Genomic DNA, 14,526 nt, shown 5'->3' on the forward strand with positions numbered 1-14,526 from the left:
CATTCGAAGGATGTCCCACCAGCAGAACGTCCCGGCCGAGCACGGTGAGCAGTCGAGGAACCACGCCCGCGCCGACAGCCCGGTCGAGCAGCGGGGGCGGATCGTGACGCGCCGCGGCCAGGTGTCTCGGGTGGCCGATGCGAGCACGACGGACCAGCGACTCCTCGACAGCCGTGGTTCCGGCGACTGGGTGCACACCGACCCGTGGCGGGTGATGCGGATCCAGTCCGAGTTCGTCGAGGGCTTCGGGATGCTGGCCGAGCTCGGGCCGGCGATCAGTGTGTTCGGCAGCGCGCGCACGGCGCGGACCGACCCCGACTACGCCACCGCCGAACGCCTGGGCCGCGCACTGGCCCACGCCGGATACGCCGTGATCACCGGCGGTGGTCCGGGCGTCATGGAGGCCGCGAACAAGGGCGCGAGCGAAGCGGGCGGGATCTCCGTCGGACTCGGCATCGAGCTGCCGTACGAGCAGGGCATGAACCACTGGGTCGATGTCGGGCTCAACTTCCGGTACTTCTTCGCGCGCAAGACGATGTTCGTGAAGTACGCCCAGGGCTTCGTGGTGCTCCCCGGCGGCTTCGGCACCTTCGACGAACTCTTCGAGGCGCTCACCCTGGTCCAGACGCGGAAGGTGACGCGCTTCCCCGTCGTCCTGATCGGCACGGCGTACTGGTCCGGTCTGCTGGCCTGGCTGCGCGACACCGCGGTGGTCGGGGGCAAGATCAAGCCGCACGACGTCGACATGCTGTTCGTGACCGATGACGTCGACGAGGCCGTAAGCCGCATCCATGCCGTCGAGTCCGAGGCCGCCGGTCCCTCGGAGGTGCCGGACATGGTTTCCGGCGGCGTGGTTTCGGGCGACGTGGGTTCCGGCGACCTGGGTTCCAGCGGCGTGGTTTCGGGCGACGTGGTTTCCGGCAACGGCCGGCCCGTGGGCCCGGAGGGCTGAGCCGCGGTCGGGGCGTGGCGGGCCGGCGCGCCGGTCAGAGGCCACGCCGGGGGGCCGCGGGTGGTCGCGTACCCCGGATCGAGGCCACCATGTCCAGCACCTGCCGGGTCTCGCGTACGTCATGCGCCCTGAAGACCCGGGCACCCAGCCACGCCGACACCGCGGTGGCGGCCAGTGTGCCCGCCAGCCGCCGCTCCACCGGAAGGTCCAGGGTCTCGCCCACGAAGTCCTTCCGGGACAGGGCCACCAGGACCGGCCAGCCCGTACGCACGAGTTCGTCGAGTCGCCGGGTGATCTCGAGGGAGTGCGCGGTCGTCTTGCCGAAGTCGTGGGTGGGGTCGATCAGGATGGCGTCCCGTCGTACGCCGACAGCCAGGGCGTGCTCGGCCAGCCCACCCACGCGGTCCAGCACGTCGGCGACGACGTCGTCGTAGACCGGCCGGCGCGGGTCCGTTCGCGGTGGCAGGCCGCCGGTGTGTGAGCAGACGATCCCGACGCCGTACTCCGCCGCGACCTCGGCGAGGGCCGGATCCGCCCCGGACCAGGTGTCGTTGATCAGGTCCGCCCCTGCCGCGCAGAGCTCCCGGGCGACTGGTGCCCGCCAGGTGTCGACGCTCAGGACGAGGTCGGGCCAGCGGGAGCGGACTTCGGCGACAAAAGGGGCGGTACGCCGGAGTTCCTCGACGACGCTCACCTCCGTGCCTTCACCCGCCTTGACGCCGCCGATGTCCACGATCGCCGCGCCCTCGGCGACGACCTGGGCCACCCGGTCGAACGCCGGACCGTCGGAATAGGTCGCTCCACGGTCGTAGAAGGAGTCCGGCGTACGGTTGACGATCGCCATGACCGCATGATCGTCCGGCCCGAACGCTCGGCTCCCCAGCCGCAGCCACATCTGGCCTCCCTGCGCGTCCGGCTCGTCGGGGTGTCCGGACCACCCCCAGCCTCGCACCTGGGGCGAAATGCAGGTTTAGGAGATCAATGCCCACGATGCGCGGCAATTTGACGCGCATCGTGGGGATTTGCCGCGCATCGTACGCAAAGGCGCAGCCCGATTTCGGTCCAGAACGCGGTTTCGCGGCGTCCCCACCCGACACGTGGATGGGCTGACATGGCACGATCAGGCCATGACCTGGTTGTGGGTCGCCCTGGTGGTCGTTGTCCTCGGTCTCACCGCCACAGTCGCGGTGGGGCGTGGCGGCGCGATGGCACGTGCCTATCCGGACCGGCGCGACGTCCGCCTGCCCGCGGACCGGCCACTGAGCGCGGACGACCTCAGCGACGTCGACTTCTCCGTCGTACTCCGTGGTTATCGCATGGACGAAGTGGACGACGTGATCCGGCGCCTCGTGCACGAGATCGCCGCCCGCGACGCCCGGCTCGCGCGACTTGGTGAGGCCGGCAGGGAAGCCGGCTACGGGCACCATGCGGCTACCGATCCGGCCAGCGCGCCCGGCATGCCCAACGCTCCCGGCATGCCCCCCACCACGTCCGGCGTCAGCGGCGCCCCTGGCGACGGCTACCCTTCCCGGCCCGGGCATCGTGCCACCGGCGACGTCCTCGTCGGCGCCGATCCAGGCGTCTGGCACCCTGCCGAGCCCGATCCCGGACACCCAGCAAACCCTGGACATGCCGCAAACCCCGGACACGCCGCAAACCCCGGACACGCCGCAAACCCCGGACACCCCGAACGGACCGGAAACCTCCGTGACGACGAGGCGGCGGCCCTGTTCGACCCGTGGGCCCGAGAGCCCGTCGACACGCCGGAACGCGGGCCGCTCGAGTCCACCTACCCACCGCACCCGCATGAGTCCTCCGGCCGGCACGCGGGCGCCGGGGAGCCGTGAGCGCACCGGTCGGCCCGGACGGAACCACGCGGTGCCCCTGGGCCAACTCCACTCCGGACTACATCGCCTACCACGACGAGGAGTGGGGCCGGCCGGTCCGTGACGACCGTGGCATGTTCGAACGCCTGACCCTCGAGGCATTCCAGTCCGGCTTGTCCTGGCTGACGATCCTGCGCAAGCGCCCCGGGTTCCGGCGGGCCTTCGCCGATTTCGACATCGCCACGGTCGCGGGCTACGACGAGGCGGACGAGGCGCGCCTGCTCGCCGACACCGCGATCGTCCGCAACCGGGCGAAGGTCGGCGCGGCCCTCCGCAACGCCCGCGCAGCGCTGGAACTACCCGACGGGCTCGCCGTGTTCCTCTGGTCGTACGCACCCGAGCCGGACGGGCGCGCCGCCCCCCTGACCTTGGCCGACGTACCGGCCAAGACTCCTGAGTCGACCGCCATGGCGAAGGCGTTGAAGCGGAACGGGTTCGCCTTCGTCGGCCCCACGACCTGCTACGCCATGATGCAGGCCACCGGCATGGTCAATGACCACCTCGCCGACTGCGTGGTCCGCGCCACGGTCGTCAATGCCTCCCGTACCACCTCAGTACGCCGAGTGGCGGCGGCCACCACCCCCCAGGCGGGGAGCCAGGTCACGCGCGGCCGGCGCCAGCACGTCCCCATGAGATCCTCGACACCCCGACCGAGGGAGTGAGTCCCATGCCACGTCAACGGGTGTCGTCAGGGTCGCCGTACGAGAAGGAGATCGGCTTCAGCCGGGCGATCTCCGTCGGCGACCGGATCCTCGTCGCCGGCACCGCGCCGGTCTGGGACGACGGCGAGGTCGATCCGGATCCGGGGGTCCAGGCGTTCCGCTGCCTGGAGATCATCCTCACCGCTCTCGCCCAGGTGGGTGGCGCCCCCGAGCACGTCGTACGCACCCGGATCTACCTCACCGACGCGTCCTATGCGGATGCGGTGGGTCGCGTACACGGCAAGGTCTTCGGTGAGGTACGCCCGGTCGCGACGATGGTTGTGGTGGCCGGACTGCTCGACCCGCGGTGGAAGGTCGAGATCGAGGCCGAGGCGATACTCGAACCACGCCGCAAGGGGTGGAAGGCCCTCGGCGGCTGACCGCCCTGCTCGAAACTTTTCGTTCCCCGTCGGCCTTGCCGAAGGCCCTGATGTCGTCCAGGTTTGACGTTACAACTCACTTGGCGCTGGAATCCAGTCGCGAGTTGGGGCCCGAAACTGCTGTCCAGTAAGGCTTCGGCCGACAGGGGTCGTTGTCAGGTCTTCGTCGGCGTGGCAATCAGGCGCCACGGTCGCCCACATTGCTGCCCGGGGGGCAGCTGTCCGCGCCGAGTAGCAGAGCTCGGTCCGTGTTTCTGCCGGCAGCCCACTGTCGCTACGCGGGCTGCCTGAGCGCGCTGCTATTGCGACGCAGAATGAGAGAGGAGAATCTCCGTGGATCACACTAGCCTCAAGGCTGGTCTGACGAGGCGACAGCTGCTGGCGACGGGGGGCGCGGCGTTCCTGGCGACGACCTCGGCTACCGCATGCGACGCACTCTCCACTCGCCCGGGCGGGAACGACGGCCCTCCCAAGGGCAACGGCGCCAAGGGGATGGAGGCGCCCTCCCTGGCCCAACAGGTCAAGGCAGGGAAACTGCCGCCGGTCAAAGAGAGGTTGCCCAAGGAGCCGTTGGTCGTCAGGCCTGTAGAGAGGATGGGCACCTACGGAGGCGAATGGATCAACTGCGTCACCGAACTTGCCGGGGGATACGAGTACTTCGGCTATGAACAACTCGTCGGCTGGGACATCGAGTGGACAAAGGTCGTCCCCATGGTCGCGAAGTCGTGGGAAGTCTCTGACGGTGGGAGGTCATACACCTTCACCTTGCGAGAAGGAATGCGATGGTCCGACGGGGAGCCTTTCACCGCCGACGACGTCGTCTTCGCGTACGAGAACGTCCTGAGTGACAAGGAGCTGTATCCCGACTTTCCGGCGTGGCTCACCTCGGGTGGTGAGCCGGCTGAGCTGGAGAAGGTCGATGACTACACCTGTCGGTTCAGCTTCTCCGAGCCGCACGCGTTCTTCCTGCAGCGGCTCGCCTCGCCCGATGGCATCATCCTCACGAGCTTGCCCAAGCACTACCTGCAGGAGTTCCACAAGAAGCTCAACCCCGACGCCGAGCAGGTCGCCAAGCAGGAGGGCAACTCCAGCTGGGCAGAGCTGTTTCTTGCCAAGGGTGGGGCCGGGTTGCTTGACCTGGGTCCTTGGCAGAACGCGGACTTTCCGACCTTGCTGGCGTGGCGCGTAGCCACCCCCCTGGCAGGTGACCGGCTCGTTGTCGAGCGCAACCCCTACTACTGGAAGACCGATCCGGAAGGCAGCCAACTGCCCTACCTCGACCGCGTGGTCGTGGAAGTCGTCCAGGATGCGGAAGTGGCCGTACTCCGGACCACCGAGGGTCGATACACGCTTCCACCGAGCGACTTCCTGACGCCAGACAACAAACCGGTGTTCGCACGCGAGCGTGAGAGCGGAGGCTACCACTTCGCCCCGCTCGTCACCGCCGACACCAACTACACGACGGTCGCGTTCAACATGACGGTCGAGGACCCCGCGTTGCGGGAGGTCTTCCAGAACAGGGACTTTCGGATAGCGCTGTCGCACGCCATCGACCGCGACGAGATCATCACAGCGGTCTATCAACGGCAGGGCGAGTCGTGGCAGGTCGCTCCGCGTAGGGAGGGTGACTTCTTCCACGAGACCCTGGCCAAGCAGTACACCGAGTTCGACATGGCAAAGGCCAACAAGCTTCTGGATGATGCGGGGTTCACCGAGCGGAACGGTGACGACATTCGGCTCCGTGGCGACGGGAAACCCATCCGTTTCACCGTCGAGATCCCGATCGGTTTCGACCCGACCTGGCCGGACGTGGCGGAGATGGTCCAGGGCTACTGGAAGAGCGTCGGCGTGCAGCTGGACATCAACCCGGAGTCGACGGACCTCTTCTTCGAACGAACGGGAGTGAACAAGCACCAGGCTGTTTTGTACTCCGGTGAGAACGGGCTCTACGACGCCATCCTGGATCCAAAGTGGTATCTCCCTCTGAACGCAGGGTCCCTCTTCGCCACGCAGTGGGGGCTCTGGTACGACTCCGGCGGCGAAGGTGGAGAGAAGCCACCCGCTCAACCCCTGCGGCAGATGGAGCTCTACGACGAGATCAAGGTCACGCCGGACGAGGCACGGCAACGCGAGCTGTTCATGCAGATCCTGGACATCGCGCAACAGGAGTTCTACCTCATCGGAACCGTCCTGCCCACTCGTTACAACATCGTCCAGAACGACTTCATGAACGTTCCCAAGATGCCCGACTCCTGGATCTATCCTGATCCGGCACCCGCCAGACCAGAGCAGTACTTCCGCCGCGCCTAGGAAGAGCGACCGCCTTCCCTCGGCGGTACGAAACATCGACGGGCCAGGCCGCTGGTGCGAGACATCGCACCAGCGGCCCGGCCATGCCTCATGGCGATGTCCTACTCCATGGCCGCGCCGGATACGTACGCCCGGTAGGTGTGTCCCTCGTCGGCGTCCAGTTCGATCAGGTCCGTATCGGCCTTCGTCGTTCTCGCGGTGTCGCCATGTGTGAGGTCCAGCACGACGTAGCGCCCGGCGAACATCCGACCGCGTATCCTCACGCGGCCGCCATGGTCGGCGGTAATGAGGATCTCGTCGGCCTCGCCGTCGTTCCATGCCACACCGACGGTGTAACCTCCGCGGCCGCGGAGCCCACTCACCGCCCCGGTCGGCCAGGCTGCCGGGAGCGCCGGCAGCAGGTGCAACTCGTCGTTGTGGCTGTGCAAGAGCATCTCGGCGATGCCCGACGTCGCGCCGAAGTTGCCGTCGATCTGGAACGGCGGATGCAGGTCGAACATGTTCGTGGCCAGCCGGGCGGGCGTGAGGAGCTCGCTGAGTAGGTCGTGCGCCCGTTCCGGCTCCTCGAGGCGCGCCCAGAAGTTGATCTTCCAGGCCAGCGACCAGCCGGTTCCCGCGTCGCCACGCAACTCCAGGGTCCGCCGCGCCGCCTCGAACAGCTCGGGGGTGTCTCGCCTGGTGACCTGGTTACTGGGATGCAGCCCGTACAGGTGGGAGACGTGCCGGTGGTTCTGCTCTGTCTCCGTCCAGTCGTGGAGCCACTCCTGGATGTTGCCCCGCGCACCGATCTGCAGAGGTGCGAGGCGTTCCCTGGTGGCAAGAACGTGAGCGCGGAACTCGGCGTCCACACCGAGGATCGCACTGGCGCTGACGCAAGCTCCGAACAGGTCACGGAGGATCTGCATGTCCATGGTGGGCCCGGCGCACACGCTGACGTCAGGGTGGTGGGCAAGCTCCGGTGAGTTCGACGGGTTGGTGACCAGCCACCCGAGACCGGGCTCCTCCACCAGCGAGTCGAGGAAGAATTCGGCGGCGGCCTTCATCGCCGGGTAGGACGACCGGAGGAAGTCCAGGTCTCCGGTGAAGCGGTAGTAGTCCCAGATCATTGTGCTGAGCCAGGCGCCGCCGGTCTGCCACATGCCCCAGAACGCGCCGTCCACGACGGAGCCTCCGCGCCAGGCGTCGGTGTTGTGGTGGGCGACCCAACCGCGGGCGCCGTACTGCGCCTCGGCGGTACGCGCCCCGGTCACGGTCAGGTCCTCGATCATGTCGAAGACCGGCTGATGGCACTCGGCCAGGTTCGTCGGCCCTGCCGGCCAGTAGTTCATCGGCAGGTTGATGTTGAGGGTGTACTTCGAGCCCCACGGCGGATCCAGCTGGTCGTTCCAGATGCCCTGCAGGTTCGCGGGCTGGGTGCCTGGCCGCGAACTGGAGATCAGCAGGTACCGGCCGTACTGGAACAACAACGCCGCAAGCTGGGGATCGTCCGTGGTGGCGTGGCGCTGGATCCGTACGTCGGTAGGCTGGTCGGCGGCTGCGGTACGTCCGAGATCGATTGACGTGCGGGCGAAGAGCTCCCGGTAGTCAGCGATGTGGCGCCTTCTGAGCTCGTCGTACGGCCTGTCCTTCGCGTCGCGGAGGTGAGCCCACGCGACCGCTTGATGGTCGCCGCTCACATCCTGGTAGTCGACGTAGCTGGTGCCGATCGAGATCAACAGGGTGACGCTGTCGGCACCGGTAATCCGCAGTGTCCCGCCGCTGCTACTGACCTCGCCGTCGTGGGTGACGGCCCGGGCGAGCGCGAGGAACCGTACCGACCCGGGGACACCTTCCATGTCACTGGACACACCGTCCAACGCGATCGTCGCATCGTCGGGGCTGATCGTGTTCGTGCGTTGCGGGCTGTCGAAGGTTGCCGAGAACGTGATCGCCCCGGGGGTGTCCGCTGTCAGGCGCAGCGCGACTACCTGGTCAGGAGCGCTCGCGATCACTTCGCGCCGATACCGCACACCGTCCGCCGCGTAGTCGACCGTGGCCGTTGCCGTGGTGAGGTCGAGCTGCCGGCGATAGTCGGTCACCTCGCTCGGAGTCGGGAAGGCGAGCCGGAGGTCACCCACGGGTTGGTAGGCCAGCTGCCCGACCGGGCTTCCCAGGAAGGCCTCGTTGGTCAGGTCCTGGGCTTCCCGCCATCGGCCTTCGAACACCAGGCGCTGGATTTCCGGCAGGGCATCGGCTCCCTTGGAGTTGCTGGAGTCGTACGGTCCACCGGCCCAGACAGTGTCCTCGTTGAGCTGGAACCGCTCGGCATCGACGTTGCCGAACACCATGGCGCCGAGCCGTCCGTTGCCGACAGGCAGGGCACGAAGCCAGCTCGTGCAGGCTGGTTCGTCGTACCAGAGTCGTAGGTCGTGGGTCGCGGGAGTCTGTGGCGAGTGGCCGCGGGTCAGATCGGTCATGTGTCCCCCTCGAACTCCGCGCCCGACCTCTCCCGCGGGAGAGCTGACGTCGTTAGGATCGATCGCGGCTCAAGGTATAACGTCAAACCCACGAAGGGGAAGGGCGGGCGCTGGCCCGGCCGGGCGACTGAACGCTGCACGCCGAGGGTCGCGGGATGACGGCCGCGGTTCAGCCTGGGGTCCTCCCCTCTGCCGACCACCGAAAGGTTTCAGCATGAGCATGTCCAGCGCACGCGCGGTCGTCGATCTCGATGTCACCGGTGCAACGATCAGCCGACACCTGTACGGCCACTTCGCCGAGCACCTCGGCCGGTGCATCTACGGCGGCTTCTACGTCGGTGAGGACTCCTCGATCCCGAACGAGGGCGGTATCCGTCTCGATGTCGTCGAGGCTCTGCGCGCTCTGCAGATTCCCAATCTGCGCTGGCCTGGTGGCTGCTTCGCCGACGAGTACCACTGGCGTGACGGTATCGGCCCGAAGGAGCAACGTCCCCGGATGGTCAACACGCACTGGGGCAACGTCGAGGAGAACAACCACTTCGGCACCCATGAGTTCATGGCCTTGTGCGAACTGCTCGGAGCCGACGCCTATGTCAACGGCAACATCGGTTCAGGCACTGTGCAGGAGATGAGCGACTGGGTGGAGTACCTCACCCGCGACGGTGACAGCCCGATGTCCCGGCTTCGCAAGGCCAACGGCCGCGACGAGCCCTGGAAGGTGCCGTACTGGGGTCTCGGCAACGAGGCCTGGGGCTGCGGCGGACACATGCGCGCCGAAGCCTACGCCGATGAGGCACGGCGTTACTCGACCTTCTGCCGCAACCATGGCGACAACACGTTGTACCGCATCGCCGCCGGTGCGGCCGATGACGACCTGGCCTGGACCGAAGCCCTGATGAAGGCCGTCAGCTGCCTTGGTTGCGCCCGTGAACCGCGCCGCATGTTCCAGGGCATCTCGTTCCACTACTACTCCCATGACGGCAGCGGACTCAACAAGAGCCCCGCCACCGCATTCAGCGATGAGCAGTACTACAACACCATGATCAAGGCGGTCGACATCGACCGCGTCATCGCGGGCCATACCGCGGTCATGGACGCCTACGATCCGAAGCGCAGGATCGGTCTGATCTGCGACGAGTGGGGCACCTGGTGGAACACTGAACCGGGGACGAACCCGAGGTTTCTGTACCAGCAGAACACCCTGCGCGACGCCCTGGTTGCCGGCGTCCACTTCGACATCTTCCACAAGCACGCAGCCCGGCTCCACATGGCCAATATCGCCCAGACCGTCAACGTCCTCCAGTCGATGATCCTGACCGACGACGACGGAGGCATGGTTCTCACGCCCACCTACCACGTGTTCGAGATGAACAAGGGCCATCATGACGCGCTGCAGCTCCCGGTCCATCTGATCGAGCGGCCGGACACCTACGACGCGGAGGGCGCACAGCTCGACCTGGTCTCGATCTCGGCCAGCACCAAGGGCGCAAACGCCTTGATCTCGGCCAGCAACCTGGCGCTCGACTCCGACACGACGCTCACTCTCGACCTACGCGGTCGCACCGTCATCGGACACCACGCTCGCGTACTCACCGCGGACGAGCCACAGCGCCACAACACGACGGCGGCTCCGGACGCGGTCGCTCCGACCGATCTGGACCTCGCCCTCGACGGCGGAGTGCTGACGGTCACCCTGCCGCGTCATTCGTTCAGTACGATCCACCTCGACCTGGCATAGGCCATCGTTCGGTCAGCGGCGGGTCGAGTCACGCTCGATGATCTTCGCCTCGGGCATGACGACTCGCGCTGGCCGAGATGCGCCACCATGCTCGATCCGTTCCATCAGCAGGGAGCAGATCGCCTCGGCCATCTCGTCGTTCCCCGGCTCCACCGTGGTCAACGCAGGCAGCGTGAAGCGACTCTCGGCGATGTTGTCGAACCCGATCACCTGGACATCCCCGGGAACGTGCACTCCCTTGTCCGCGAGCGCACGCAACGCCCCGACAGCAGCCGAGTCGGTCAGCGCGAAGATGGCGTCGACGTCCACGCCGTTGCCGATCAACGTCAACGTGGCGGCGTATCCGTCGACGATCCGGAAGCAACACGACACGATCAGATCTTCGTCGACCGGCAGTCCGGCGGCCTCGTGTGCCTCGCGATATCCGCGGGCGCGGAGCTCCGGCATCGACTGCTCATCTCCTAGTACGCCACCCAGGAGCGCGATCCGGCGTGCTCCAGACTCCAGCAGCAACTCGGTGGCCCGCCGGGCCCCGCCCACGTTGTCCATCAACACATGATCGAAGCGCGCCGGTACGGCCCGCTCCCCGATCAACACGATGGGTGTGTCGATGCTGAGCTTTTCCAGATCGGCCGCGTCGCCGGCAACCACGCTGAGCACGAAGCCGTCATAGGTCCGCAACCGCGCCGCAGCAAGCGCATCCAACTCAGCCTGGCGTTCGCCGCCAGTCCGTTCCATCACCAACCGAAGGTCGTGGTCGGCGAAACGATCGGCCAAACGGCCAGCGAGCTCGGGATAATATCCAGACTCGAAGCCAGGAACGGCCAGGCCCACCATGCCCGTCCGCCCCATGCGGAGGTGCCTCGCCGTCATGTTGACCCGGTAACCGAGCGCGGCAATGCTCGCCAGCACCCGACGCCTGGTCGATTCACTTACCCGCTGGGACCGCCCGTTGATCACATTGGACACGGTCATGGTGGACACCCCGGCATGGCGAGCCACATCGTGCATGGTCACACCGGCACGACGATGTACGCCCCTGCCCGGACCGCTCACCGTCTGCCCTCCCCTCAAGGCGCAACGTACGCCCCCGCGCATCCGAGCTTACGCACCCGATCCAGGTGTCCTGATCTCCCATATCGCTGCAGGTGCCGGGGGACTCCTGCATTCCGCTGTCTTGAGGGGCGGGCCGAACCGACCGCGCGGCGGCTCCCTCCCTCACCTGGGGATCAGCTCGCCGTACGTCCCCAACGTGTCTTGGGGTCGGTGTGAACCACGTAGTACGGCTGATTGGCCAGATCAGGAGCGAGGCCCGGGTACGGCCAGGCGGCGTAGCCTGCTGTGACCTCGAAGAAGTACTGAACGGAGTAGAGGCTTCCGGCCGTGTCGGTGGGGATCTCTCCGACGAAGGCGCCGTCTCGTTGCTCCAGGTCGAGAGAGCTGTAGGCGAGGGCCTGGTTGACCGGCCGCCACCGCACACGAACGCCGGTGACCCGTTCGTCCTCGGTTCGCCAGCTGATCTTGATCGCCTTCCCCGGTTCGAAGTACTCCGCGGGTGTGTGCTCTCCGATCGGGGCAGGTGGTGTGGTCAGTTGCTCTTCGAGGGCGACCGGATCGGCATCGGTGTCCGCGGTCTCCGTGTCCTGCAAGGTGGCTCCGAGCGCTGCGAGATCGGCGAGCAGGGCGGGGCGACGGTCGGCCCAGGTGCCGCGGGAGAAGTCGGTCTGACCGAACGGAAGGTCACTGACGTAGGGCTTTGCCGCCTCCACGATCGCGTCCCAGGCGGCGATGGCGGACCGTTGGTGATCGACGGCGCGGGCCAGCATGGGCCGGCCGAGTGATCGGAGCCCGTAGGCGACCGCGGCCCGCAGCGCGGAGGCGAAGTACCGTGCGAGCTGCGCCTGGATCCGGACATCGATGGCGACGACCCTGAACAGCGGCTCGTTGCCTCCACCACCGCCACCATCGGCGCCATCGGCCTGCTCGGCCTCGGCGAGGGCAGTCAGCGCCTCCTCGGCCAACTGCTCGAGCCGATCCGCGAGCTCCACCGGCGTGTGCTTGCCGCGCCACTGTCCCGCCAACACATCGGCGGCGAACTCATCCACACCGTAGATCAGCTCGGGGTCCAACGGACTGACGTTGCCGAAGGAGTACGGAGGCGTCATGTCGAAGTCGGAGTTCGCCGGCCAACCCTGGGCCCGGTACGGACTCTCCATCCGCTCGGTCCGCGGTAGCAGTGACACCGGAGTCGGCATCTCGGGCCAGTAGACATTGCACGCCGTCGACGGTGCGTGGAGCACCGTGACCAGTGGCAGCACCCGGGAGGCAGCGCCGAGTGCGCGACCGGTCGCGTCCGCCGCGCCACCGAAGGTCGTCCGCAGCTCCCTGGTCAGTTCCGCCACCGGGGTCTCCGGCTCGTAGGCGGTGCGGCCGAGGAGGCGGTAGGTGTGGCGATACTTCTGCCAGTCGTCAGCGGCGGCGTGCAGGTCGTCGTCCTGGTACAACCGCCTGCTCGTTCGCGGCCCGTCCGGCGACCCGAGCGCGGCGCTGTCCTTCTTGCCCAGAAAGGACATGGGCTCGAACCACTCCATGCCCAGCGCGTCGGCGAAGTCCGCGTGTCGGCCGTAGCCGGCGGCCAGCACCGGATCGCCCCAGAGCAGCACCCGCTGGGTTCCGGGCCACACCCGGTGCAGCAGTCGGTAGGGCCGGTTGGTGTGGGCGTAGTCGCCGTACCCATAGCGGGTGAAGCTGCGGCGCGAGGTGGTCTGCGTGCCGGTCGCCTTCGCGTCGGGGTGCCCGGTCCCGGGTGCCCACACGCCTGCAGGCTCGGCCTTCTCGCCGGCTTTTCGACGACCGGTCCGCTCCTTCTCGCGGATCGCGGCCTGCTGGTAGGGCAACCCCTGGTGTTCGCCCCAGTGCTTGGTCGACAGCGTCAGCGGTACGCCGAGATCGGTGGCGATCGCGATCATCTCCGCGCTCACGCCCTTGGCATGAAAGTCGAGTTCGACCAGACGTCCGACCTGGAGAAGCCCGCTGAGCACCACCCGCCAGAACTCGTGCGTGGGCTCAGGTACGCCGCCTTCGAAATGGACCCGAAAGGTCAGGCGCCCGATCTCCGGACAGGCCTGCAACAGTGTGGTGAGGCCATCCCGGCTGTACTCGGCATGGTTGTCCGGACCCAGCCCCCTGATCGGCCACCGCTCGGTGTCGGCGTCCGGGTCGTAACGGTAGGCGTGGTTCCACAACCCGAGCCCGAAATCGAGACCACGCCGGGTCGCCTCACGGGCAATGAATCGCAGGGACTCCAGATTGCGCTCCCGCTCGGCGTCACTGACCCCCTCGGCCCGTACGTCGTAGCCGTCCACCTCGGTCAGGAACGGGTAGGGGAAGCAGAGGTAGTTGTCGGTGACCCGGCGGTCGATGAGGTAGTCGTTCATGGCACCCAGGCCCAGACTGAACCGGTTGAACCGCTGGCAGGCGAGATGGGTGAGGTAGTCCTGCCAGAAGGCCTGGTCGTGGAACCATGCCCGGTCGGTCGCCGCCGTGGTGAAGATCCGCGTAATTCCACGAGCGACGTTACGCGGGCGTTCGAGGTACTCGCGGAGTCCGTGATACTCCGCCAGCGCGTCGGCGCTGTTCTGGGCGATGTCGTAGAGCTCCAGCAGCGCGTAACCAAGTCCGCGGTCGTCAGCGGCCGTGATCAGCACCGTCGAATCGGCCGGCACCGACGCCATCGCGAAGGACTCCGGAGTCGTCGCGAGGTCAGAGTCGTGTCTGCGCCGCCATCGGTCCACCAGATCGCGAACCCGGCCGTCACCGGGCGGGCAGACCAGCAGCCGAACGTCGGCCTGGACCTCAGGCTCTACCAGGCGGAACCCTTGCCTGGCCAGCTCCTCTGTGAGCAGCTCCCGCGCCCATGGCGCGGTCGACAGTCGGGCGTCGGAATGGCCGATGGTCACCGTTGGACCAGTCATCGATCTGACCTCTCCTCACGTTCATGAGCGGCGTCGCGCCATAGACGGGTTTCCGTCGCCGCCCGCGGGGAGGTGACTGCGACTGTCGCACCTGTCAATTTCCGTATCGTAGAATTACCTTTTCAGTTC

The 14,526-nt window shown here is 67.2% G+C and carries 10 protein-coding genes; 6 read left to right on the top strand and 4 right to left on the bottom strand.

What is annotated here, in order from left to right:
* The first annotated feature begins 100 nt into the window (after positions 1–100).
* Positions 101–952: an LOG family protein gene (locus tag ABN034_RS05825; protein WP_349690059.1), complete on the top strand. Its 852-nt coding sequence runs from the start codon at positions 101–103 to the stop codon at positions 950–952.
* A 34-nt stretch (positions 953–986) separates the two neighbouring features.
* Here the strand turns inward: ABN034_RS05825 and folP are convergent, their stop codons facing one another.
* Positions 987–1,847, bottom strand: coding sequence for a dihydropteroate synthase (gene folP / locus ABN034_RS05830; protein ID WP_502878971.1), 861 nt, complete (start codon positions 1,845–1,847; stop codon positions 987–989).
* A gap of 232 nt (positions 1,848–2,079) precedes the next feature.
* On the opposite strand from folP, the gene ABN034_RS05835 reads away from it, so the two are divergent.
* From ABN034_RS05835 to ABN034_RS05850, 4 genes are all read left to right on the top strand, one after another.
* Positions 2,080–2,799, top strand: coding sequence for a DivIVA domain-containing protein (locus ABN034_RS05835; RefSeq protein WP_349689941.1), 720 nt, complete (start codon positions 2,080–2,082; stop codon positions 2,797–2,799).
* Positions 2,796–3,500, top strand: coding sequence for a DNA-3-methyladenine glycosylase I (locus tag ABN034_RS05840; RefSeq protein ID WP_349689942.1), 705 nt, complete (start codon positions 2,796–2,798; stop codon positions 3,498–3,500). Before ABN034_RS05835 ends, ABN034_RS05840 begins: the two co-directional genes overlap by 4 nt.
* Positions 3,501–3,505: 5 nt before the next feature.
* Positions 3,506–3,919: a RidA family protein gene (locus ABN034_RS05845; RefSeq protein ID WP_349689943.1), complete on the top strand. Its 414-nt coding sequence runs from the start codon at positions 3,506–3,508 to the stop codon at positions 3,917–3,919.
* A 333-nt stretch (positions 3,920–4,252) separates the two neighbouring features.
* Positions 4,253–6,229, top strand: a complete 1,977-nt coding sequence (locus ABN034_RS05850; protein WP_349689944.1) for an ABC transporter substrate-binding protein — start codon at positions 4,253–4,255, stop codon at positions 6,227–6,229.
* A 101-nt stretch (positions 6,230–6,330) separates the two neighbouring features.
* Here ABN034_RS05850 and ABN034_RS05855 read toward each other — a convergent pair whose 3' ends face one another.
* On the bottom strand, positions 6,331–8,685 hold the full coding sequence (locus ABN034_RS05855; protein ID WP_349689945.1) for a glycoside hydrolase family 95 protein: 2,355 nt from the start codon (positions 8,683–8,685) through the stop codon (positions 6,331–6,333).
* Between the two features lie 214 nt (positions 8,686–8,899).
* Here ABN034_RS05855 and ABN034_RS05860 point away from each other — a divergent pair, with 214 nt between their 5' ends.
* The gene (locus tag ABN034_RS05860; protein ID WP_349689946.1) at positions 8,900–10,423 is read left to right on the top strand and encodes an alpha-N-arabinofuranosidase; all 1,524 of its coding nucleotides are present in this window, start codon (positions 8,900–8,902) and stop codon (positions 10,421–10,423) included.
* A gap of 12 nt (positions 10,424–10,435) precedes the next feature.
* Here ABN034_RS05860 and ABN034_RS05865 read toward each other — a convergent pair whose 3' ends face one another.
* Both ABN034_RS05865 and ABN034_RS05870 read right to left on the bottom strand, forming a co-directional pair.
* Positions 10,436–11,521 (bottom strand): LacI family DNA-binding transcriptional regulator, encoded by a 1,086-nt coding sequence (locus ABN034_RS05865; protein ID WP_349689947.1) that lies wholly within the window; start codon positions 11,519–11,521, stop codon positions 10,436–10,438.
* A gap of 131 nt (positions 11,522–11,652) precedes the next feature.
* The gene (locus ABN034_RS05870) at positions 11,653–14,397 is read right to left on the bottom strand and encodes a hypothetical protein (RefSeq protein WP_349689948.1); all 2,745 of its coding nucleotides are present in this window, start codon (positions 14,395–14,397) and stop codon (positions 11,653–11,655) included.
* Positions 14,398–14,526: the final 129 nt, after the last annotated feature.

Source organism: Actinopolymorpha sp. B11F2 (genome assembly GCF_040195635.1).
GTDB lineage: Bacteria > Actinomycetota > Actinomycetes > Propionibacteriales > Actinopolymorphaceae > Thermasporomyces.